The sequence below is a fragment of the Plantactinospora sp. BB1 genome, assembly GCF_003030385.1.
Taxonomy (GTDB): domain Bacteria; phylum Actinomycetota; class Actinomycetes; order Mycobacteriales; family Micromonosporaceae; genus Plantactinospora.
Genome location: NZ_CP028159.1, coordinates 872,190 through 894,794 on the forward strand (window position 1 = coordinate 872,190; position 22,605 = coordinate 894,794).

14 protein-coding genes and 1 riboswitch are annotated in these 22,605 nt (G+C 74.0%); of the genes, 4 read left to right on the top strand and 10 right to left on the bottom strand.

What is annotated here, in order from left to right; all coding sequences use genetic code 11:
- Nucleotides 1-152 precede the first annotated feature (152 nt).
- The gene (locus C6W10_RS03770; RefSeq protein WP_234361600.1) at nucleotides 153-1,697 is read left to right on the top strand and encodes a serine/threonine-protein kinase; all 1,545 of its coding nucleotides are present in this window, start codon (nucleotides 153-155) and stop codon (nucleotides 1,695-1,697) included.
- Nucleotides 1,698-1,751: 54 nt separating this feature from the next.
- Here C6W10_RS03770 and C6W10_RS03775 read toward each other — a convergent pair whose 3' ends face one another.
- The 7 genes from C6W10_RS03775 to C6W10_RS03805 form a co-directional block, all read right to left on the bottom strand.
- The gene (locus C6W10_RS03775) at nucleotides 1,752-2,294 is read right to left on the bottom strand and encodes a DUF3558 domain-containing protein (protein WP_107256558.1); all 543 of its coding nucleotides are present in this window, start codon (nucleotides 2,292-2,294) and stop codon (nucleotides 1,752-1,754) included.
- Nucleotides 2,295-2,306: 12 nt separating this feature from the next.
- A complete protein-coding gene (locus C6W10_RS03780) occupies nucleotides 2,307-3,833 on the bottom strand; it encodes a hypothetical protein (RefSeq protein WP_107256560.1) in 1,527 nt (508 codons plus the stop codon).
- Between the two features lie 123 nt (nucleotides 3,834-3,956).
- Nucleotides 3,957-7,319: a BTAD domain-containing putative transcriptional regulator gene (locus C6W10_RS03785; RefSeq protein ID WP_107256562.1), complete on the bottom strand. Its 3,363-nt coding sequence runs from the start codon at nucleotides 7,317-7,319 to the stop codon at nucleotides 3,957-3,959.
- Nucleotides 7,320-7,472: 153 nt separating this feature from the next.
- The gene (locus C6W10_RS03790) at nucleotides 7,473-8,777 is read right to left on the bottom strand and encodes a radical SAM protein (RefSeq protein WP_107256564.1); all 1,305 of its coding nucleotides are present in this window, start codon (nucleotides 8,775-8,777) and stop codon (nucleotides 7,473-7,475) included.
- A gap of 232 nt (nucleotides 8,778-9,009) precedes the next feature.
- A complete protein-coding gene (locus tag C6W10_RS03795; RefSeq protein WP_107256566.1) occupies nucleotides 9,010-10,407 on the bottom strand; it encodes an acyl-CoA synthetase in 1,398 nt (465 codons plus the stop codon).
- Nucleotides 10,408-10,491: 84 nt separating this feature from the next.
- Nucleotides 10,492-11,691 (bottom strand): low temperature requirement protein A, encoded by a 1,200-nt coding sequence (locus C6W10_RS03800; protein ID WP_107256568.1) that lies wholly within the window; start codon nucleotides 11,689-11,691, stop codon nucleotides 10,492-10,494.
- 268 nt (nucleotides 11,692-11,959) lie between these two features.
- Nucleotides 11,960-13,072, bottom strand: a complete 1,113-nt coding sequence (locus tag C6W10_RS03805) for a glycerophosphodiester phosphodiesterase (protein WP_107256570.1) — start codon at nucleotides 13,070-13,072, stop codon at nucleotides 11,960-11,962.
- 304 nt (nucleotides 13,073-13,376) lie between these two features.
- Between C6W10_RS03805 and C6W10_RS03810 the strand changes: the two genes are divergently transcribed.
- From C6W10_RS03810 to C6W10_RS03820, 3 genes are read left to right on the top strand one after another with little or no spacing between them, the layout of a single operon-like run.
- Nucleotides 13,377-13,934 carry a PadR family transcriptional regulator gene (locus C6W10_RS03810; RefSeq protein WP_199853279.1) on the top strand — a complete coding sequence of 186 codons (558 nt, stop codon included), beginning with the start codon at nucleotides 13,377-13,379 and terminating at the stop codon, nucleotides 13,932-13,934.
- The gene (locus C6W10_RS03815; protein ID WP_107256572.1) at nucleotides 13,927-14,664 is read left to right on the top strand and encodes an ABC transporter ATP-binding protein; all 738 of its coding nucleotides are present in this window, start codon (nucleotides 13,927-13,929) and stop codon (nucleotides 14,662-14,664) included. Before C6W10_RS03810 ends, C6W10_RS03815 begins: the two co-directional genes overlap by 8 nt.
- Nucleotides 14,665-17,061 (top strand): ABC transporter permease, encoded by a 2,397-nt coding sequence (locus C6W10_RS03820; protein ID WP_107256574.1) that lies wholly within the window; start codon nucleotides 14,665-14,667, stop codon nucleotides 17,059-17,061.
- Nucleotides 17,062-17,134: 73 nt separating this feature from the next.
- Here C6W10_RS03820 and C6W10_RS03825 read toward each other — a convergent pair whose 3' ends face one another.
- The 3 genes from C6W10_RS03825 to C6W10_RS03835 form a co-directional block, all read right to left on the bottom strand.
- Nucleotides 17,135-18,406, bottom strand: coding sequence for a cytochrome P450 (locus C6W10_RS03825; protein WP_234361601.1), 1,272 nt, complete (start codon nucleotides 18,404-18,406; stop codon nucleotides 17,135-17,137).
- A 103-nt stretch (nucleotides 18,407-18,509) separates the two neighbouring features.
- The gene (locus tag C6W10_RS03830) at nucleotides 18,510-19,592 is read right to left on the bottom strand and encodes a ribonucleotide-diphosphate reductase subunit beta (RefSeq protein WP_369938635.1); all 1,083 of its coding nucleotides are present in this window, start codon (nucleotides 19,590-19,592) and stop codon (nucleotides 18,510-18,512) included.
- A 23-nt stretch (nucleotides 19,593-19,615) separates the two neighbouring features.
- Complete coding sequence (locus tag C6W10_RS03835; protein WP_107256576.1) at nucleotides 19,616-22,168, bottom strand: ribonucleoside-diphosphate reductase subunit alpha; 2,553 nt, start codon at nucleotides 22,166-22,168, stop codon at nucleotides 19,616-19,618.
- Between the two features lie 124 nt (nucleotides 22,169-22,292).
- A riboswitch (cobalamin riboswitch) is annotated at nucleotides 22,293-22,526 on the bottom strand.
- Nucleotides 22,527-22,605: the final 79 nt, after the last annotated feature.

Genomic DNA, 22,605 nt, shown 5'->3' on the forward strand with positions numbered 1-22,605 from the left:
ATGCCGCTCGGATGATCGCATCCACCCCGTCGACCACCGCCCAATCCCGCCCTCGACCGTTCGGTCGAGTTGTTGCCCGATCGAGGACAATCACCGCCGGGAACCGGCGTGTGGGCCGGGTGGGCGCATCCAGCACAGAGCAGACTGTCCCCGTGGAGGCGCAGCAGGTACTCGGCGGCCGCTACCGGCTCGAAGACCAGCTCGGCCGGGGCGGCATGGCGGTCGTCTGGCGGGCCCGTGACGAGGTGCTGGGGCGCCCGGTCGCGGTCAAGCTGCTGGCCGGCCCGCACGCCCGGGACCCGGTGTCGAGACGGCGGATCCGGCACGAGGCGCGGGCGGCGGCGGCTCTGTCGCACCCCAACATCGCCCAGGTGTACGACTTCGGCGAATCGGTCACCGGCCTGACCTGTGTCCCGTATGTGGTGATGGAACTCGTCGAGGGCGGCACCCTCGAACAGCGGCTCGCGGCCGGGCCGCTGCCGCCGAAGGCCGTCTTCCGGATCTGTGCCGAGGTGGCGGCGGCACTGGCCGCCGCGCACGACCGTGGCCTGGTGCACCGGGACATCAAGCCCGGCAACGTGATGGTGACCCCGTCCGGGGCGAAGGTCGTCGACTTCGGCATCGCCGCCGCGGTCGGACCGGGCGACGCGGACGAGTGGGGTGACGAACTCCTCGGTACTCCCGGATATCTCGCCCCGGAACGGATCAGCGGCGACGCCGTCGTGCCCGCCTCGGACGTGTACGGCGTCGGGGTGCTGCTCTACCGTCTGCTGGCGGGGCGCCCGCCGTGGAGCGCCGAGACCGCGACCCAGATGCTGCGGGCGCACGTGTACGTCGAACCGGCGCCGCTGCCGCCGCTGCCCGACGTACCGGCGAAGGTCGTCGAACTGTGTGGACGCTGCCTCGACAAGGACCCGGAGCGGCGTCCGGCGGCCCGCGAGGTCGCCGCCGTGCTCGCCCGGGCCGCCGGGGTGCGGATCGTCGACGACGAACTCGCCCACTCGCTGGCCCCGGCCGCGGTCGACGGCGAACCCTCGACGGTGCTGGTGCCCCGCGCCTCCGGCGGTCGGGGCGCCCAGTTCCGCGCCGGGGTGCTGGCCACCGGGGCGGCGGCGGTCGCCGTCACCGTGCTGCTGCTCTGGCTCGCCGACCCGCTCGGCTCGGGGCTCGGCGGGCCCAGCGGCGCCGCGGAGCCCGGTCCGAGCGACCGGCCGACCGTGGACACCGGCGGGCCGGGGCGCACCGGTGGCGGCTCCGGCACCCCACCGCCGGACCCGGGGCCGGTGACGCCGCTCGTCGGCGGCCCGGGGACATCGCCCAGCGCCGTGCCCGGTCCGGTGACCGGGTTTCCCCCCGGTGGACAGCCGGGTGGGGGGCCGGTCACTGGTGACCCGGTCGGCGAGACACCGAGCGGGCCGGGCGAGCCGGCGCCGTCGACCCCGGAGTCGCCGCCGCCGTCGACCCCGGCACCGGACGGGCGGACCCTGACCTCGGACGGCGGATCGGTGGAGGCGACCTGCACCGACGGCGGCGCCTGGCTGCTGTCGTGGACCCCGAACCGCCCCTACCGGACCGACGAGGTCGAGCCGGGACCGGCGGCGGCCACGATGGTCAGGTTCCGGCACGGCAACCGCCAGGTGCGGATGACCATCACCTGTACCGACGGGGTGCCCTCGACCACCAACACCTCGGAATGACCGGTTGGGGCACCTCGTCGGAACGATCCGTCGGGGAGAGGGCGCCGGCCGGGCTCAGATCCGGCCGGCGACGGTACGGGCCACCTCCTCCAGCGGTTCGCGGCTCTCCTTCGGGTCGTTCAGCAGTACCAGCTTGACCGCCACCCACCGGCCACCCTTGGCGACGAAGACGGCGCCGTCCTCGGCGTACGCCTCGTCGCCCACCCCGGGCAGCGGCCAGATCTCGTGCCCCAGTTCGCGTTCGATGTCGAGGAACTTCTTCGCGCCGTCCCCGACGTAGATCTCCACCTGGGCGGTCGGGCCGGTGACCGGTCCGGTGTAGCTGCACGTCTCGCGGACCGGTACGGCGTCCTCCAGCGGCGTACCGGCCAGCTTCTCGGCCTCCGCCTTGGTGACCAGGGCGCAGGCGTCCACCGGCGCGGCCGCCGGTTCCGCCGGGGTCGGCTCGGCCGCCGGGTCGGCACCGGTCGCGGCCGGTTGGACGTCCTGCGGGGCGGCGACCGGCGGGTCACCGCCGCCGAACCGGCCGCACCCGGTGCCGAGGGCGAGCGCGAGCACGGTCAGGGTCACCAGCACCGGGCGGCTACGGACGATCATCAGCGGTTCCTCTCAGCCCACACAGAGCGGGACGTTCGGCAGGGTCTGGGCCGCCCGGTGGATCGGCCAGAGCTTCTCGCTCTCCAGTTCGAACTTCAGCTTCGTCGGCAGCAGCTTCTGTAGCGCCTCGACCGCCACCGAGGAGGCGGTGATCCCGAATCCGCCGCCGACCTTGGCGTTCAGGCTCGCCGACACGCAGCGGGCCAGCGGGGCGCCCAGCGCCGAGCCGTTGGTGACGCCGAGGTCGACCACGAGCTTGGCGTACGGGCCGGCGAACGCGGCCGGGATGCCGATGCCGAACTGGATCTTCGTCTCCACCGCGAAGGCGAGCCCGCTGGGTCCGATCGAGATGCCGGTGATCGAGTCCATGATGCTGCGCACCACCGAGAGGGTCGGCTTCTGCAACGTACCGCCGATCACGCCGAGGGTGCCGTTGACCGCCCATTCCCCGGCCGCCGTGACCGTGGTGTTCCGGCCACTCAGCCCGGTGGTGACGATGAACTTCCAGGTGTTGCTGTAGACCAGCGGCTCACCCGCGATCGGAATATTGATCTCGACCGGCACCTCGACCCGGACCTTCCGGTTGTCGTCCGCGCCGTTCGCGGCCCCGGCCGAGACGTCGACCGAGATGCTCCGGATGCCGTCGACCGCGAAGGTGCTGCTGCCGATCCGCCCGTTCGAGATCGGCACGTCGGCCCGGATCCGCAGGTCGGCGACGTTCATCGCGAAGTCGATGTAGACCTTGAGGTTCTCGTTGGCCGCGTACCCGATCTTCAGGCCGAGCTTGCCCGGCGTCCGGTACGGCTGCGCCTCCCAGTCCCCGACGCTGACCGCGAAGTTCCGCTCCCGGGCCGGCGGCAGCCGGCCACCCCCGGCCGGGGCGAGCCGGATCGGCCGCATCGCCACGACCATGCTGCCGTCGTCGTCCTGCGGCGCCGCCGCCAGAGCCGGCACGGTCAGCGCCGCGGCTCCGACGCCGTCGCCGTCGGTGCCGTCGAGCCCGATCGGGGTGCCGGCGGTCTCCGGCGACCGCGTCCCGGCCGGCACGCTCACCGCCCCGGGCAGGTTCGGCACCTCCTGGTACGCCAGGTCGGTCTCGTCGAACCGCCGCTCGGTCCGGAAGTGCGCGTCCCGGAACACCTCGGTCAGGGTCACCGGGGCCAGGGTGACGGCGAGATCGTCCCCGCTGCGCCGCGCCTGCACCACCCGGCCGACCGCCCGGCTGGTGGCGTACATGATCCGGCCCGGTTCGAGGTCGTCGGCGCCCGGCGCGCCCGCGTCGAGTACCCAGGTCGTACCGTCCGCGCTGGCCGACCGGATCGCGTCCGGCCCACCCTCGACGAGCACCACGTCCGGCTGGTACCTGATCGACCGGTCGCGGCTCGGACCGTACCCGTAGGTGCGGCCCGCCTCGCTCGCGGCGGTCCCGCCGGCCGGGGCGCCGCCGTCGTCACCCGGATCGAGCCCGCACCCCGCCATGCCGACCAGCAGGACGGGCACCACCAGCAGCGAGCCGCACCACCGCCGCCAACCGCACATCCGCCGCCTCCGCCCTCGACCCGCCGAGTCGGGCAGGCCGCCACCGGCGACCCGCGCCACCCGGCGCCCCGCCGTCCGGGCTCCATGATGGGCGGCGATGTTCGGAGGCGGTTCAGGAATCGTTCAGGGGGCCGGCCTCCCCGTGGTGGCTCCGGGAAAGGCCGCCGGTTCCACCTCGATCTCCCGCATCCGGTCCAGGTAGTCCTGGTAGCGGCGCGCCGCCTCGCCGTGCCGACCGGTCGCCGAGAGCGCGGCGACCAGTCCCAGGTGCGCCGATTCGTCGTAGCCGTCCTCGGCGGTCAGCCGCAGGTACCAGCCGACCGCCGCCTCCGGCCGGCCGTTGCGCAGGCACCGGCGGGCCAACCGGCGAACCAGCTCGCGGTGCAACTCGGCCAGCGCGGTGCGCGGCCGGCTCACCCAGTCGCCGGTCACCTCGCCGTCGTCGCAGAAGTCCCCGGTGTACATCCCGACGACCGCCTCCAGCCGGCCCAGTAACTCCACGCCGCCGGCCTCCTCCGGCACCGGCGGCACGCCGTCGGCTCCGGTACGCCCCCGCGCCGGGCTCGCACCCTCCGCCGCGAGCGCCGAGCGGGCCGCGTCGTGGAACCGCACCGCGTCCACCGAGACCCGGTCCGGGTCGATCCGCACCGTGGCCGGGTCGGTGTTCAGGTATCTGTCGGCCGGGTGCCGCCGGTCCGGGTCCAGCACGGCGCGGACGGTCGAGACGAGCACCGACAGCCGGCGCAGCGCCACCTCCGACGGCGTCTCCGGCCAGAGCAGGGCGGCCAGGGTCTCCCGGCCCAACGGCCGGCCGAGCTGACCGGCCAGCACCTTCACCAGTTCACGCGCCTTGCGGGACTGCCAGGCAGCCGCCGGTACCGGCACCCCGGCCAGCCGTACCACGAAGTGTCCCAGGGTCTGCACCTCGACCTCGGGCACCGGCGTCGGCCCGATCGCCGCCAGCGGACCGGCGACGTGCCAGGCACCCTCGCGTACGCCCAGCCGGTGCAGCCGCTGGCCGGCGACCTCCTCGGCCGGCCGGTCCGCACCGAGCCGCGCCCGCAGCAGCGCGTTCGTGGCCAGCGCGACCTCGTTGCCGCCGTCGGCCCAGATCTGCGCCGCCTCGGCCAGCGCCACCGCCGGACGGTTCGGGAGCCGGCCGGTGCCGGAGCCGCTGACGCCACCGGTCGGATCCGGCGGTCGGGCTGGCCGGGATCGCCGACCTGCCGCAGCAGCCGGGTCCGTCCTGTCGGCGAGTGCGGTGGCGAGCGCGGCGAGTTCGATCGCCTCGGCGAGCCCGGCCGGGTCGCGCCGGGGTCCCGCCTCCGCCCGAGCCCGCTCGGCATGCCGGTGGGCCGAGTCGACGTCCCCGGAGCAGAGCGCCACCCAGCCGGCGGCGAGTTCGGCCACGGTCGGACCGTTGGCGCTCGGCATCGCCAGGGCGCGGCGGGCGTACTCGGCCGCCAGGGCCGGATCGTCGGCGTACCGGGTACGGGCCAGCCCGGCGCACGCCTCCATCAGTACCTGGGCTTTGCCGTCGGGTTCGGCCATCGCGAGCGCCGCCTGGTAGCCGGCCACCGCCTGGCTGGTCGAGCCGCAGACCCGGTGCACCCGGGCGGTCAGCAGCAGCCCGAACGCGGCCAGCGGCGAGCCGTCGCGCTGCCACAGGCTGAGCGCCGCGTCGGAGTCGGCCCGGGCCCGGCCGAGTTCGCCGAGCCCGAGCCACGCCTCGGCCCGGTTGTGCAGGGCCAGCGCCAGCAGCAGCCGCTGCCCGGTCCGCTCGCCGAGCCCGATCGCCGCGCCGAGTTCTTCGGTCGCCGCCCGGTACCGGCCCTCCTCCACCAGCCGGGAGCCGACGTTGCAGTGGATCCGCAACTGCTGGGCCAGGTCACCGGCGCGGACGGCGGCGGCGAGCGCCCGGGCGTACGCGTGTTCGTTGCCGGCCCGGTCCCCGGCGCTGAACGCGGCCAGCGCCCGGGCGACGTACGCCGCCGCGATCGCCGCGTCGTCCCGGCTCCGCTCGGCCAGCCGGACCGCCTCGTCGGCGAGTCCCCGGGTCCGGGTCCGGTCGCCGCGGGCCCAGCGCACCGCCGCCCGCCCCGCCACGACCTGCGCCTGATCCGCCAGCCCGCCCGCCGTCGCGGCGCCCGGTGCGGCGCGTTCGAGCAGCGCCTCCGCGTCGTCGAACTCGCCGCGCCGGTGCAGCAGCGCACCGAGTTGCCAGGCCAGTGCCGCCGGCAGCGGCATGCCGGCCGGTACCGCCGCCAGGTAGCGCAACGCCTCGTCGGGCTGCCCGTCCCGCACCGCCGACTCGGCGAGCACCAGATCGACCTCGGGGATCCCGGCCGGTCCGTCGAGGACCAACCGGGTCGCCCGGAGCGGGGCGAGGTCACCGGCGCCGAGCCGAGGCCGCTCGGCCAGCCCGCGCAGCGCCCGCTCGTACGCCGCCACGTGCCGATGCTGTGGCGCCGGACCGGTCCGGCGCAGCGCCGAGAGCACCCACAGCGCGGCAAGGTCGGCCTCGTCGAGGGTCGACGACACGTCGGCCGGGTCGGTCAGGCCGGCCAGGCCGGGCGGCACCGGCGCGCTGGTGCCGCTGGGCCAGGGCATCGGGGTCGCAGCGGTCCGACGGCGGCCGGCGGCGGCGGAGGCGGAGGTGGCGGCGGAGGTGGCGGCGGGGGCGGCGGGGGCGGCGGAGGTGGCGGCGGAGGCGGAGGTGGCGGCGGAGGTGGAGGTGGCGGCGGAGGTGGCGGAAGGTTCCGTTTCGGCGGCGAGGCCGGCGATCGCGGCGACCACTCCCGGCCAGGCGGCACAGTCCAGCGCGGCGCGCCGGATCGCGGAATGCTGCGCCGCCGCGCCCGCCGGGGCCAGCAGTCGCCGTACCTCGGCCGGGGTGAGCGCGAGGTCGGCCGGGCCGATCTCACCCAGCCGGCCGGCGGATCGCAGCGAGTCGACCGGGAAGGGCACCGGCTCACGTCCGGCGAGTACCAGCACCGTGCCGGGAGGGAGTCCGGCGGCCAGCGCCGCCAGCAGGGTGGCGGCCGGCCCGGCACCCAGCAGGTGTACGTCGTCGAGGACCAGCCGGACGGGACCATCCCCCGTACCGGGACCATTCCCCGTACCGCTGCCGGCGCTGGTCAGCGCCTCGACGAGCAGCCCGGCAAGCCCGGCCGGCCCGTCCGACGCCCGCGCCGGGTTCCGCGCTGCCGCCGGTACCTCGACACCCACCGCCCGAAGCGCCGCGCCGACGGCGTCGAAGAGCTGTCGCGGGTCACGGTCGGCCGGCAGCACGGTGTGCCAGGCCGCCGGTCGCCGGGTCGCCCACTCCCGCAGCAGGGTCGTCTTGCCGGTCTCCGGGCCGGCGACGACGGCGACGAACCGGCGGGCGGCCAGCCGGTCGAGCCGCCGGACCAGTCTCGGTCTGGGCGCTCCGACCCGACCGGGCCCCTCGTCGCCAACCGGTGCCCGTCCCCCACCGGTGATCACGGCACGAGGTTATCCGCCGCCCGCCATACCGGCTCCCCGCACCCCGCGGACCGCCTCGCCGACCTGGTCCTGCCGGCATGACTGACGGCGCCGGTGGTGTGCGGGCCTGCGCCGAGCGGCGGCCGAGCCGCGGCTCGGCCCCGGCCCGGTGCGTCAGTTCGGCGGCAGGGTGTCCATGAAGGAGCTGACCGAGAAGACCGCGTTGCCGGCCCCGGGCGGGCCGTAGCCGGGCGGGCTGCTCAGGCCGTTCGCCTCCATCGTCGCCCGGTACGCCTCCAGCAGCCGGATGTGGTATTCCAGCGGCGCGCCCTGCGGGTTGGTCCGGCCGAGCGGGGTGGTCGGCTCGGGGCACCAGGTGGTGAACCGGGGGGTGATCCCCCGGGACATGAAGAACTGCAACCCCTCGGTGGTCGACTCGATCGCCTCGTCGACGGTGGTGAAGCCGAACGGCTCGGCCATCTCGATCCCGGCCACGAAGTTCGGGATGACGTTGCGCGGCCCGAAGATCTCGGCGGAGTCGAGGATCCGGCGGTGCCACTCCTCGCGGCCGACGTACCGCTCCTTGCCGGGGCAGTAGAGCTCGAAGAGCCGCTTGTCCCAGACCTCGTAGTTCGGGTGGTAGATCCGGATCCCGTAGTCGTGGAACCGCTGCACGTCCGCCTTCGGCAGGGCCTGGGCGACGACCTTGCCGATCCACCGGCCCGGGAACCGCTCCTCGATCGCCTTGGCGTACCGGCCGTAGAAGTCGGCCTCGCCGAGCCCGTCGACCTTGGAGGTGACGCTTCCCCCGGTCAGGGTGTACGCCTTCGAGGCGCCGAGGGTGTCGTGCCGGTCGATGATCTCCATCGCCTCCAGCACCTCGTCCACCGGCTTCACCCCGGTGTACGGCCGCCCCGCCGCCTTGTGCTGGCGCCAGTTGTGGTTGATGTCGCAGTACTGGCACTCCTCCTTGGCGCCGAAGTACTGGCAGACCCGGAAGACGGTCAGGTAGATCAGGTAGCCCCACTGGATGGTGGGGGCGACCTCCATCACCGACTTGCCGCCCGCGAGGGTGTGCCGGTAGTACTCCGGCATCGGCGGCAGCCCGACGTCGGCGATCGGCCGGTCGTCCAGGTAGAGCCGGAGCACCCCGTCGCCGCCGTCCTTGACCCGGTACGGCGAGTCGGGGTTGACCCGCACCGAGACCACCGTGCGGCGCAGCTCGTACGGGCCGCCGGTCAGGACGATCTCCTCCGGTGGCCGGCGCAGCGCCGCCGTGCCCAGCTCGGGCAGGGTCCGGTGGTCGAAGGAGAAGATGAAGTACGACTTCGGCTTGACCTCGCCGTTCTCGTTGTCGGTCAGCGCCGAGTCGTCGAACGCCATGCCGCCGCGGAGCAGGTCCTCCTTGAGGACCGCCTCGCGTGGGATGTGCGGGAAGCGCCCCATCAGGTTCTCGACGAGATCAGTGCGGGTCTGCACGCGCGCTCCTCCGGTCCGCTACGACGCCGTCGGATCTCCCGACGAGCCTGTCGTCACCATGGCACCCCGCACCGGCTGGCCGGCGACCGCCTCCTCGGCGGTGTGCCCCCGACCACGCTACCCGCGCCCCGACCGGGCCCGGCGAGTGGATCAAGATCGGCGCGGCGGCCGGCGGCCCCGGGCCCGGCGAGACCGGATCCGGGCGGATCGGCCGACCCCGCCACCCGGCCGGTCAGGCCAGCAGTTGCCGCTTCTGCACCTTGCCCATCGCGTTGCGCGGCAGCGCGTCCACCAGGTGCACCCGGCGGGGCCGCTTGTGCCGGGACAGCCCGGTGGCGACGAAGTCGATCAACGCCTGGGCGGTCACGCCGTCGCCGACCACGTACGCCACCACCTCCTGGCCGAGGTCCGGGTGCGGGGCGCCGACCACCGCCGCCTCCCGGACGCCGGGGTGGGCGAGCAGCATGTTCTCCACCTCGCCGGCCCCGATCCGGTACCCCCCGCTCTTGATCAGGTCGATGCTGGCCCGGCCGACGATCCGGTGCTGACCGTCCGGCCCCACCGTCGCCACGTCACCGGTGCGGAACCAGCCGCCCGGGGCGTACGAGGCGGCGGTCACCTCCGGCAGGCCGAGGTAGCCGGTGAAGAGGGTCGGACCGCGCACCTGAAGCTCCCCGATGCTCTCCCCGTCGGCCGGCAGCACGGCACCGGCGTCGTCGACCAGCCGGGTCTGCACCCCGGACAGCGGCAGCCCGACGTGTCCGGGCCGGCGGTCGCCGTCGACCCGGGTGCTGACCGTGATCAACGTCTCGGTCATGCCGTACCGCTCGATCGGCCGGTGCCCGGTCAACCCGGCCAGCCGGGCGAAGACCGGCTCCGGCAGCGGCGCGCTTCCGGAGACCAGCAGCCGCGCGCCGGACAGCGCCCGCGCCGACCCGGGATCGTCCGCGATCCGCGACCAGACCGTCGGTACCCCGAAGAGCAGCGTCCCACCGGCCGCCGCGTACCGGTCGGGGTGGGGGCGGCCGGTGTGCACCAGCCGGCAGCCGACTCGCAGCGCCCCCAGCACCCCGAGAACCAGCCCGTGTACGTGGTACAGCGGCAGCCCGTGCACCAGGATGTCGTCCGGGGTCCACGCCCACGCCTGCGCCAGGGCGTCCAGGTCGTGCGCGATCGCGTCCCGGGTCAGCAGGACTCCCTTGGGTGCCCCGGTGGTGCCGCTGGTGTAGAGGATCAGGGCGGTGGCCGTACCCGGTGGTTCGGGGAGGCCGCCGGGGAGGGCGGGTCCCGCCGCGCGGACCGGCTCGACCGGCACCGGCACCGGGTACGGCGGCGGGGTGTCCGCCAGCAGCAGCACGGCCCCGGAGTCGGTGAGGATGTGCGCCAGTTCCACCGGTCCGGCGTCGGCCGGCACCGGCACCACCGGTACGCCGGCGATCAGCCCGCCGAGCACCCCGACCACGCCGGAGAGCGAGGCGGTGGCGTACACGGCGACGGCCGGTGCCCCGACCAGCCGGCCGGCGACCGCGGCGGCGGCGCCGCGCAACTCCTCCCACGAGGCCGTCTCGCCGTCGACCCGGACCGCGTCCGGACGGTCCGGCAGCACCCCACCCAGCGCCGGCAACAGCATCTGTCCCTCCCGCCCGTCGGTTGCCGACGATCCTGCCAGCCGCTCCCGGTCGCGCGGAGGTGCGGAACCTGCCTTCCCGGCGGCTCAGACCGGAGGGTTCGGCTCGATCGCGAACTGCCGCCGGTCGCGCAGCACGTCGGCGACCACGACCCCGGCCAGGACCGCGGTGGCGAGGAACGGCACGGCCAGCATCGGCAGCACGGCGGCGACGGGGGTGAGCAGGACGAAGGCGAGCAGCCCGTACCACCGGGTGACCGCGACCCGGCGCTGCACCTCGTACTCGCACCACACCCGGCCGAGCAGGAAGAGCACCGGGCCACCGAAGATGACCGCCACCCAGGCCGGGTCCGGTTCGGCGTACGGGTCGTTGATCAGCAGGCCGTAGCCGACCGCGCTGCTGACGATCCCGCAGACCATCACCAGGTGGGTGTATCCGGCCGCCCGGCTGAACCTGACCTGGTCGCGGCTCTGGTCGAACGCCTCGGCCAACGGCCTCTCCGGCTGGTAGAAGTAGATGCGCCAGAAGAGCACGGTGGTGACGAAGGTCGCCACGAACGTCGCGGTCCGCTCGACCGCGAAGCCGACGGCACTGAGTACGAACCCGCTGACCAGGATCGCCTCGCCGAGCGCGATCAGCAGCACCTGCTGGTACCGCTCGGCCAGGTGCGCCGGGGCGATGCTCCAGCCGTTGACGTCGGTGCGGCCGAGCCCCGGTGTCGGCCAACGCAGGGCGGCGCCGAGAAACTCCAGGACCACCGCCACGGTCCAGAAGATTCCGCGCCCGGTGCCGCCACTGAGCGCACCGGCGATCCAGCCCACCGAGGAGATCGTCGACCAGAACAGGATCCGGATCGACGCCGGTTGCCGGGGATGCCCGCGCAGGGTCAGCACCAGGAAGAGCGGGCGACCGATCTGGATCGCGACGAAGGTACTGGCGAAGACCAGGCCGCGCTCGCCGAACGCCTGCGGCAGCGACACCGCCATGATCATGGCGCCGAACATGGACCCGATGACCACGAGCTGGATCTCGATCCGGCGCGGGTCGAACCGGCTGGTCGCCCAGGCGGTGAGCAGCCAGACCTGCCAGAGGGCGAGCAGGACCAGGAAGGTCTGGCCGAGTTCGGAGAGCAGGGTCCGGCGGCTGACGGTGAAGTCGTCGGTCAGCCGCTGGGAGAGCCGGGTGAGCGCGAAGACGTACACCAGGTCGAGGAAGAGTTCCAGGAAGGTGGCGCGGCCCTGGCTCCTGGAGTCGCCGAGGTGGCCGACCCGGTCATCGGCCGCCACGGGCGGTCCGCCTTGTCCCGATCTGCCCCGTCACTCGGCAGTCATACCACGGCCGCCGCCCCCCGGACGGGCATAATCCGGGCACTGGCGGACCGGTGGGCGACCGCCCGGTAAGGTGCGGTCGCCCACCGGCGGCACGGACGACCCGGCGGCACGGACGACCCGGCGGCACGGACGACCCGGCGGCCACGCGACCGGGCCGGGTCAGCCGACGGGGACGTCGGGCCGGGTCAGCGGCCGGACACGTCGGGCCGGGTCAGCGCAGCGGTCAGGCCAGGGCGGCGCGGGCCGCCACGGCGGTGTCCGGGTGGTCGCTGAAGACACCGTCCAGGCCGAGGCCGTAGAAGAGTTCGTACTCGGCGACGATGTCGCCGCGGGCGTTCGGATCCGCCCCGATCCGGAAGTCGGCCGGCAGGAACTGGTTCTCGGCCCGGAACGTCCAGGCGTGCACCACCAGGCCGGCCCGGTGCGCGTCCCGGACCACGCCGGTCGGGGCGAGCAGCCGGCCGGCCGCGTCCCGGGGCACCAGCAGGTTCTTGTGCACCCCCACCCCGTCGGCGTAACCGCCGATCCAGCGCAGGTTCGCCGGCTCGACCAGGTCGAGATAGGTACGCGGGTCACCGGCCACGGTGAAGTCGTACGGCCGGCCCGCCGCGTCCAGCAACTGGACCAGCCGTACGTCGGTCAGCTTGTTCAGCCTGCGCAGGTTGGCGGTCTCGAAGGACTGGATGATCACCGGATCCTTCTTGTCGGTCATGCCGTTCTTCCCGAGTACCCGCACCAGCGGCTCCTCCAGCGGCAGCCCGATCGACCGGAAGTAGCTGGGGTGCTTGGTCTCCGGGTAGATCCCGATGCTCCGGCCCAGCCGGCGGCTCTCGCTCCGGGCCAGATCGATGACCTCCTGGAGGGTCGGCACCGGCAACTGGCCGTCGAACGCGGTGTTGGTCACCCGCACCTGCGGCAGCCGCTCCTTGGCCCGCAGCGTCTTCAGCTCGGCCAGGGTGAAGTCCTCGGTGAACCAGCCGGTGACCGCCGTACCGTCGATGGTCTTGGTGCTCTTCCGGGCGGCGAACTCGGGGCGCGCGGCGACGTCGGTGGTGCCGGAGATCTCGTTCTCGTGCCGGGCCACCAGCACCCCGTCCCGGGTGGAGACGAGGTCGGGCTCGATGAAGTCGGCACCCATCCGGATCGCCAGCCGGTAGGCCTCCAGGGTGTGCTCGGGACGGTAGCCGCTGGCGCCGCGGTGTGCGATCACCAGCGGCCGGTCACCGGCCACCGGCCGCGACCGGTCGTCGTGCGCGGCGGCCTGGCTGGTTGGCAGCGCCACGGCGGTCGCCAGCAGCGCGCCGGCCAGGCCGAGCGAGGAAAGGGTACGTGCCAAGGTCGTCTCCCGTCGGTCGAGGCGGGGCCGTGCCGCCGGGCGCGGCTCCGCTCGTGGATCGACCTGGAATCCAACCCCGTCCGGGCGACCAGCAGTCGGGCGACGGCTGTCCGGACGGTGAACCTCCGGGGTGTCGACACCCGGCACCCAGCCCCGTCATCGGACCCCCTCTCCCCGGCTACGCCCGGGTCGACGGAATTATCGCCGACCGTCCACTCCGGCGGGCCGGGTACGGGTCGAGCGCTCCCTTGACCGCCGATGCCTAACCGTTAAGCTCTAGCCGCTAGGCATCGGAGGTCGGTGGATGAAACACCTTCTGCTCGGGCTGCTCGCCGCCGGCCCGGCCCACGGCTACGAGCTGCGTCGGCGCTACGACGAGCTCTTCGCCGACGCGGGCGGCGAGGTCAACATCGGTCAGATCTACGTGACCCTCGGCCGGCTGGAGCGGGACGGGCTGGTCGCACACACCGCCGAGTCCGGTGGCGACCGACGGGACCGCAAGGTCTACCGGCTCACCGAGCCCGGCACGGCGGTACTGCACGAGTGGCTCTCCGCCCGTTCCGATCCCCCACTGGTCAAGCCGGACGTGCTGCTCCGGCTGGTCGCCGCCCGGCTGGCCGCGCCACTGCTACCCGACGTGGATCCCCGGACGGTCATCACCGACCACCGGCAACGCTGCCTGGAGGCGCTCCGGGCCCTCGACCAGCAGGCGGCCCGCACCGCCGCCGGAAGCGTCAGCGGCCTGCTGGTGCAGGCGTCCGCGCTGCACCTTCAGGCCGAGCTGCGCTGGCTGGAGGCGTGTCAGCAGCAACTGGCGCAGATCGAACTCAAGACCTCCTGGGAGGGGGACGGCGATGAGTGACCCGCTGCTGCACGCCCGCGGCCTGGTACGCACCTACCACGGCGGCGTACGCGACCTCGCCGCACTGCGGGACGTCTCGATCGAGGTGGCGACCGGCGACTGGGTCGCGGTGACCGGGCCGAGCGGCTGCGGCAAGTCGACCCTGCTGCACCTGCTCGGCGGGCTCGACCGTCCCGACCGGGGTGAGGTGTGGCTGGCCGGCCGGCGGCTCGACACCGGCTCGGAAAGCGAGCGGGCCCTGCTGCGACGCCGGCACGTCGGCTTCGTCTTCCAGTTCCTCAACCTGGTCCCGACGATGACGGTCGCCGGCAACGTGGAACTGCCGCTGGTGCTCCAGGGCGTCGGGCGGCGCGACGCCCGACGGCGGGCGCTGGAGGTCCTCGACGAGTTGGGCGTGGCCGAGGCGGCCGACGCCGCGCCGGCCGAACTCTCCGGCGGGCAGCAGCAGCGGGTGGCCCTGGCCCGGGCCGTGGTGCACCGCCCCGACGTGCTGCTCGCCGACGAGCCGACCGGAGCACTGGACTCGGCCGCCGCCGAAACCGTGCTCGACCTGCTGCGCCGCCGTCACGAGGAGGGGCAGAGCATCGTGCTGGTCACCCACGACCACCGGGTCGCCTCGGCCGCCGACCGGGTGGTGACGATGCTCGACGGGCAGATCGTCGACGAGCGGGACCTGACCGGCCCGGCCGGGCGGCCGACCTTCGGCAACCTGATCAACTTGGAGGGCTGAGTGTCCGCCATCCTCCGGCTCGCCCGCTCGGGGCTGCGTGGCGGCAACCGGGCCACCGCGATCGCCACCGTACTCGTCGCCGCGCTGGCCACCACCGGCGTGGTCGCCGGGCTGTCGGTGCAGGGACAGGGCGGTGCGGAGGTGGACCGGATCTACCGCGACGCCGGCCGGCCGGACCTGGTCGTCTACGGCGCCCCGGAGACACTGGAGGCGGTACGCCGGGACCCGGCGTTCGCGGCCACCTCCCCGGTGAGCCCGTACCTCGACGCGGCGGTCGCGCTCGGCCGGGACTCCGTCGACGCCCGGATCACCGCCCTCGTCGCCGGCACCTCCCCGCCGGGCCGGCCGCTGCTGCGTACCGGCGGGTGGCCGGCGAGCGGCGTAGCCGGGGAGGTGGTCTTCGACCAGGCAGCCGCGACCGAGGCCGGTGTCGGGGTCGGTGACCAGATCCGGCTGACCGTCGGCGGTCGGCCGGCGACGCTGACCGTGGTCGGCACGGCGATCGACCTGACCGACTGCTTCTATCCGGACTGCGACCCGATCCGGCTCTTCGTCGATCCGGCCACCCTCGCCACCCTGGCCACGCCCGCTCCCACACCGCCGGCCGGCAACCCCACACCCCCTGCCGCCAGCCCGACACCGCCGGCCGGCAGCCCGACATCACCGGCCATGCGTGAGCCGGTCGGGGCGCCCGGGGGCGGTCCGCCGGGGGCGGGCGGATCGAGCGCGCTGCTGGTCGCCCGGCTGGTCGACGCCGACCAGGCCGACGCGGTGGCCGCCAGGCTCGGTGTCCGGGCCGGGGTCCAGGGAGTGCAACCCTGGCCGGACACCAGGGACGACATCCTCGTCCGAGACCGGATCTTCGGTGCCTCGCTGGCCGGCTTCGGCATCTTCGTCCTGCTCGCCGCCGCCTTCGTGGTGGCCGGCACCGCCACCGCCCGGCTGCTGGCCCGACGGCGGGAGCTGGCGCTGCTCCAGACGGTCGGCTACACCACCCGACAGCTGATCACCGGACTGGTCACCGAGGCGCTGCTGCTCGGCGCGGTGGGCGTACTCGCCGGCTGGGTGGCCGGCACCCTGCTCGCCCCGTACCTCCAGGTCGGTCTCGGCGGCGCACTCGGCCGGCCGGGACCGCGGATCACCCCACTGTCGTTGCCCGGCTCCGCCCTGCTGGTCGGCACGGTGCTCGCCGCCGCCACCGTACTGCCGGCCTGGCGGGCGGTCCGGCAACCCGTCTCCGGCGTACTGCGTGACGCCCCACCGCGCGGCTCGGCCCCGGCCCGGACCACCCGGCTGCTCGACCGGCTCCGGCTCGGCCCCGCCTACCGGTACGGCCTCGGCGCCGTACTCAGCCGTCCCGGGCGCTCGGCGTTGACCGCCGCCGCCCTGGCGGTCGCCGTGGCGGCGGTGGTGGTCGGGGTCGGCTTCACCGCCACCGTGGACCGGATGCTCGCCGAGCCGGCCCGCAGCGGTGACCCGTACGACGCCGTCGTGGTGGCGGGCGGCACCGATCCGGCCACCCTGGCCGCCGCGCTGGCCGGTACGCCCGGCGCGGCCGGCTGGTACAGCCAGGTCGACCGGCGCAGCACTTTCCGCGACCAGACGTTCCTGTCCCGTGCGATCGGTGGGGATCCCGCCGACGCCCGCTTCCTGGTCCGGGAGGGCCGGCCGTTGCGGGCGCCCGGCGAGGCGATCGTCGGGTACGGCCTGCTGCGCCGGTTCGGCCTCCAACTCGGCGACACGATCGAGATCAGGGCCGGCGAGACGACGCTGCGGCTGACCGTCGTCGGCTGGTACAGCGAGACCGAGGACACCGGAGAACTGCTGATGTACCGGGCCGAGATGCTGCCCGGGGTGGCACCGGACGCGTACCTGGTCTCGGCCGCCCCGACCGGTACCCCGGAGGCGCTGGCCGCCGCGCTGCGGGACCGGCTCGGTCCCGGCGTCACGGTGCACGCCCGGTCCGCCGATCCCGGCGATCTCGGTACCTTCACCGTGGCGATGCGGTTGCTGGCCCTCCTCGTCCTGCTGGTCAGCCTCGCCAACCTGGCCGCCGCGCTGCTGACCGGCGCCCGGGAGCGGGCCCGGACCCTCGGCGTGCTCCGCGCGGTCGGGTTCACCGTCCGGCAGACCCTCGCCCAGTCCGCGACCGGCGGTGCCGCGCTCGGCCTCGCCGCCGCCCTCGTCGGCCTCCCGGTCGGCCTGCTGGTGTTCCGGCTGCTCACCGACCGGGTGATGGTCGGCATCGGTGCCGGCCCCGGCCTCGCCGAACTCCCCTCCGCCGGGCTGCTCGCGGCGATCGTGCCGGCGACCACCCTGGCCGGCGCGCTCGCGGGCGTCCTGGCCACGGGCCGGCTGGCCCGAACCGGGGCCGCCGACCTGGTCCGCTACGAGTGACCGCCGCCCCCGACCTGGTCCGCTACCAGTGACCGCCGCCGCCGACCTGGTCCGCTACCAGTGACCGCGCCGCTCAGAAGGTGACCGGCAGGCTGCTCAGCCCTCGGGTCCGGAACGACGGCCGCCAGGCCAGCTCGGCCGGGTCGACCGCCAAGGCGAGCTTCGGAAACCGACGCAGTACCGCCCCGATCGCGATCTGCGCCTCCAGCCGGGCCAGCGGCGCACCGACGCAGTAGTGGATGCCGTGTCCGAGCGTCAGGTGCGCGTTGTCGGGCCGCTCCAGGTCGAGTGCGTCCGGGTCGGCGAACCGTTCGGGGTCCCGGTTCGCGGCGGCGACGCAGAGCAGCACGGTGGCGCCGGCCGGAATGGTGGTCCCGCCGATGGTGAGGTCGGTGACGGCGAATCGGCGCAGCGCGACCGTACCCGGTGGTTCGTAGCGGAGCAGTTCCTCGACGGCGGCCGGCGACGGCTCGGCAGCGTTACGCGCCAGCGCCAACTGCTCCGGGTTGCGCAGCAGGGCGAGCAGGCCGGTCCCGATCACGTGCACCGAGTTCTCGTAGCCGGCGAAGAGCACCAGAAAGGCGAGCGAGGTCAGCTCGTCCTCGCTCAACCGGTCGGCACCGTCCTCACCACGGGCGGCGCCGTCGACACCAGGGGCGGCATCCTCGTCGCCGGTGTCCCGGGCCGCGATCAAGGCGGTGAGCAGGTCGTCGCCCGGGTTCCGGCGCTTGTCGGCGATGAGCCGGACCAGGAGGTCCTGAATGGACAGTATCGCCCGACCGGCTGCCCGGGGATCGTCCGCCGGCGGGGCGAGCATCGCGTCGGTCCAGCCGCGCAGCGCGGCCCGGTCCGACTCCGGCACGCCCAGCAGGTCGCCGATGACGGTGACCGGCAGCGGACCGGCGTACTCGGCGACCAGGTCCGCCCGCCCGGCCGGGGCGATCCGGTCCAGCAGTTCCTCGGCCGCCGCCTCGATCCTCGGTCGCAGCCGGGCGATCCGCTGCGGTCCGAAGGCGTACCGGACCAGCCGGCGGATCCGGGTGTGGTCCGGTGGATCCATGTTCAGCAGGTTGGCGTCGAGGGCCGGAGGCAGCGAGAACCCCTTCCACCCGTCGCGGGAGTTCGCCTTGTCCAGCGACAATCGCGAGTCGGCGAGCCCGGCCCGGACGTCGGCGTAGCGGGTCACCAGCCAGACGTTCGCGCCGTCGGGGAGGGTGAGCCGGTGCACCGGGGCGGCCGTGCGCAGGGCCGCGAACCCGGGGTACGGGTCGGCGATGAACCGCGCGTCGAACAGGGAGGCGGCGTGCAGGGGCGCTCGGTCTCGCGTCGATGGTGTCCCGGTCACCCGGACAGGCTACCGGTGGCCGGTCGCCCGGCACGGCGGCACGCGCCCGGCACGGCGGTACGCGCGCGGCGCCGCAGTGGCACGCCGCGCGCGTACCGGTGGGTCAGAAGTCGTCGTCGAACCGGACGGTGCCGGTCACCCCGACCTGGTACGCCGAGACCCGCCGCTCGAAGAAGTTGGACAGCTCCTGCACGTCCTGCAACTCCATGAAGGGGAACGGGTTCGTCGACCCGTACAGCGGGGCGATGTCGAGCTGGGCCAGCCGGCGGTCCGCGACGTACCGCAGGTACTCCCGCATGTCCGGGAGGGAGAGTCCGGAGACCCCGTGTTCGAGCAGGTCCTCGGCGAACTGCACCTCGCACTCGACCGCCTCGGCGAGCATCTCCCGGACCTGACCGCGCAGCTCGTCGTCGAAGAGGTCGGGCTCCTCCCGGCGTACGGTGTCGACGACGTCGAAGGCGAACGCCATGTGCATCGACTCGTCCCGGAACACCCAGTTGGTGCCGGAGGCGAGCCCGTGCAGCAGCCCACGGGACCGGAGAAAGTAGACGTACGCGAACGCGCCGTAGAAGAAGAGCCCCTCGATGCAGGCGGCGAAGCAGATCAGGTTGAGCAGGAACGCCCGCCGGTCGGCCCGGGTCTTCAGCTCACGCAGTTCGAAGACGGAGTCGATCCACCGGAAGCAGAACTCGGCCTTGCGGCGGATCGACGGGATGTTCTCGATCGCGGCGAAGGCGGCGAACCGCTCCTCGTCGTCCGGCACGTACGTGTCGAGCAGGTTGAGGTAGAACTGCACGTGCACCGCCTCCTCGTAGAGTTGGCGGGAGAGGTAGAGCCGGCCCTCCGGCGAGTTGACGTGCTGGTAGAGGTTGAGCACCAGGTTGTTGGCCACGATCGTGTCGCCGGTGGCGAAGAACGCCACCAGCCGGCCGACCAGGTGCCGTTCGGCCGGGGAGAGCCGGTCCAGGTCGGCCAGGTCGGCGTGCAGGTCGACCTCCTCGACCGTCCAGGTGTTCCGGATCGCGTCCCGGAACCGGTCGAAGAAGTGCGGGTAGCGCATCGGGCGCAGGGTCAGGTCCATTCCGGGGTCGAGCAGCATGGGTCCCTCACGGTCGCTGGTGGATCGGTCGGCGGCGCGCCGGCCGCTGACGGCGGGCGCGGTGGAAGGTGCGGCGGTGGTGGTCACCGGCAGGCGTGGCAGGACTCGGGTCACTGGCAGGCGTCGCAGGACTCGGGGTTCTCCAGCGAGCAGGCCAGCGCCGCGTCCGGCGGGTCCGCGCGGGGCAGCGTCACGGCGGCCAGCGTCGCGGCGGGCAGCGCGGGTCGGGCCCCCGGCGGTACCGCCACCGTCGCCTGCTGGATCCGGGTGGCGGGGCGGGACCGGAGGTAGTAGGTCGTCTTCAGTCCGGATTTCCAGGCGTACAGGTACATCGAGCTGAGCCGGCCGATGTCCGGCGCGGCCATGAAGAGGTTCAGCGACTGGGACTGGTCGACGTAGGGCGCCCGGGCGGCGGCCAGGTCGATCAGCGCCCGCTGCGGCAGCTCCCAGGCGGTACGGAACACCTCGCGCAGCCGCGCCGGCAACTCCTCGATGCCCTGCACCGAACCGTCCGCCCGCTTGATCGCGGCCCGGATCCGCTCGGTCCAGAGCCCGCGCGCCTTCAGCTCCGCCACCAGGGCCGTGTTGACCTGGAGGAACTCCCCGCTCAGCGTCTCCCGTTTGAACAGGTTCGAGACCTGCGGCTCGATGCACTCGTAGCAGCCGGCGATGGAGGCGATGGTGGCGGTCGGGGCGATCGCGACCAGCAGCGAGTTGCGCAGCCCGTACGCCGAGATCCGCTCCCGCAGTGCGGCCCAGCGCCCGGTCTGGCGGCCGGTCACGCCCCAGAGGTCGGGGTGGAGCTGCCCGGCCGCCGCCCGGGTCCGCGGGTACGCCGGATGGGCGCCGAACCGCTCGGCCAGCCCGGCCGAGGTCTCCAGCGCGGTCAGGTAGATCTCCTCGGCGAGCCGGGTGGAGAGTTCCTTCGCGGCCGGCGAGTCGAACGGCAGCCGCAGCGCGAAGAAGACGTCCTGCAACCCCATCACCCCGAGTCCGACGGGTCGCCAGCGCGGATTGCTCGCCGCCGCCTCCCGGCTCGGGTAGTAGTTGATGTCGATCACCCGGTCCAGGAAGGTCACGGCCGTCCGGACGGTCTCGCGCAGCCGTACCCAGTCGATCCGGTCCTCGGCGGCGGACGCGCCGCCCGGGTCGGCCGGGCCGGCGACCAGGTGCGCGGCCAGGTTGACCGAGCCGAGGTTGCAGACGGCGGTCTCGGTGTCGCCGGAGACCTCGACGATCTCGGTGCAGAGGTTGGAGAGGTGCACCACGTTGCCCGGCTCGGCGGTCTGGTTGCAGAGCCGGTTCGAGGTGTCCTTGAAGGTCATCCAGCCGTTGCCGGTTTGGGCCAGTGTGCGCATCATCCGGCCGTAGAGGTCCCGGGCCCGGACCTGCCGGACGTAGCGGCCCTGCTCCTCGGCGGCCCGGTACGCCGCGTCGAACTCCGCCCCCCACAGGTCGGGCAGCTCCGGCACCTCGTCCGGGTCGAAGAGCGACCAGACCTCGTCCGCCTCGACCCGCCGCATGAACTCGTCCGGGATCCAGTTGGCCAGGTTCAGGTTGTGGGTCCGCCGGGCCTCCTCGCCGGTGTTGTCCCGCAGTTGCAGGAACTCCTCGACGTCCGGGTGCCACGGTTCGAGATAGACGCAGGCCGCGCCCTTGCGCCGGCCGCCCTGGTTGACCGCCGCCACCGACGAGTCGAGGGTACGCAGGAACGGGACGATCCCGTTGGAGGCGCCGTTGGTGCCCCGGATCAACGCGCCCCGGGAGCGGACCCGGGACCAGGCGATGCCGATCCCACCGGCGAACTTGGACAGCCGCGCCACCTGGGCGTACCGGTCGTAGATCGAGTCGAGTTCGTCGCGGGGCGAGTCGACCAGATAGCAGGAGGACATCTGGGTGTGCCGGGTGCCCGAGTTGAACAGCGTCGGCGAGCTGGGCAGATAGGCCAGCGACGCCATCAGCCGGTAGAAGCCGACCGCCTCGTCCGGGGTACGGGACAGTCCACATGCGACCCGGAGCAGCCAGTACTGCGGGGTCTCCAGCACCAGCCGGTCGACCGGGTGCCGCAGCAGGTAGCGGTCGTAGACCGTACGCAGCCCGAAGTACTCGAAGCGCCGGTCGGCGGCCGGGTCGACGGCGTCGTCCAGCTCGCGGGCGTACGTCCGGACGAACTCGGCCGTCTCGTCGCCGATCAGGCCGTGCCGGTGGCCGAGCCGGATCGACTCGCTGAACGATTCGACGCCCTGTCCCCGGACCTCCTGTTCGAGGTAGCCGGCGAGCAGCCGGGCGGCCAACCGGGAGTACTGCGGCTCCTCCCCGATCAGCTCGGCCGCGGTCTGCACGCAGAGCCGGTGCAGCTCGGCGGCGTTGGCCCCCTCGGGCAGGCCGTTGACCACCCGGGTCGCCAGCCGCACCGGGTCGACGTCGGGGAGGTCGTCGGCCTGGCGGCGCACCGCGCGGGCGATCGTGTCGACGTCGGCCGGTCCGGTCGCGCCGCCGCCGCTCGGACCGACCTGACCGGGCTGGCCACCGCGAACGCCTCCATGCTCGACGAGCGGCGGCGGGCCGGCGCGCCAGTCAGGCCGGTGGGCGGTTCCCCGTGTCGTCGACCGTTCGCCGTCTCCCGCCGCCGACCCGTTCGGCGTGGCCTCGGTGACCGTCACAGCTCTCTCCTCGCACTCGACTCCTCCGGTCCGTCAGGAAGCCGCGCGGGGACGCCGACGGGCACGCGTCGACGTGCGTCGGTGGCGTCGGCCGTCCCGCGCGGCCTCGGACCGCCGCGTACGGGCTCGTACGCGGCGCGCTGGCAGGTCTTCGGACTCGTGGACGGGCCACGGGCGTACCCGGGTTCGCCTACTGGCCGTCGCTTCCCAGGCGGATCCGGCTGTGGGGCCGGACGACCCAGTGCGTGATGACGGCGGTCGTTTCCACTCACCGCTGCGGGGCAGTCCCGGACTCCCACCGGGTTCCCTCTTGCCTCGACCGCCGGGCGGCGCTCGAACCAGCTGCGATCAACACCATATATAGGGTTGGCCCGAAAGTCATACCCCAAGATGTCGTGTCGGCGTGTCGGCAACCTCACGGCCGCGTCCGCTCCCGG

What these genes read in the sequence shown, in the direction of transcription:
- C6W10_RS03795 (WP_107256566.1), bottom strand. Translation starts at nt 10,407, where the DNA reads ATGCTGTTGCCGGCGCTGGGTGGGGTGCTGCCGGACCGTCCGGACGCG.
- C6W10_RS03815 (WP_107256572.1), top strand. Translation starts at nt 13,927, where the DNA reads ATGAGTGACCCGCTGCTGCACGCCCGCGGCCTGGTACGCACCTACCAC.
- C6W10_RS03775 (WP_107256558.1), bottom strand. Translation starts at nt 2,294, where the DNA reads ATGATCGTCCGTAGCCGCCCGGTGCTGGTGACCCTGACCGTGCTCGCG.
- C6W10_RS03780 (WP_107256560.1), bottom strand. Translation starts at nt 3,833, where the DNA reads ATGTGCGGTTGGCGGCGGTGGTGCGGCTCGCTGCTGGTGGTGCCCGTC.
- C6W10_RS03810 (WP_199853279.1), top strand. Translation starts at nt 13,377, where the DNA reads ATGAAACACCTTCTGCTCGGGCTGCTCGCCGCCGGCCCGGCCCACGGC.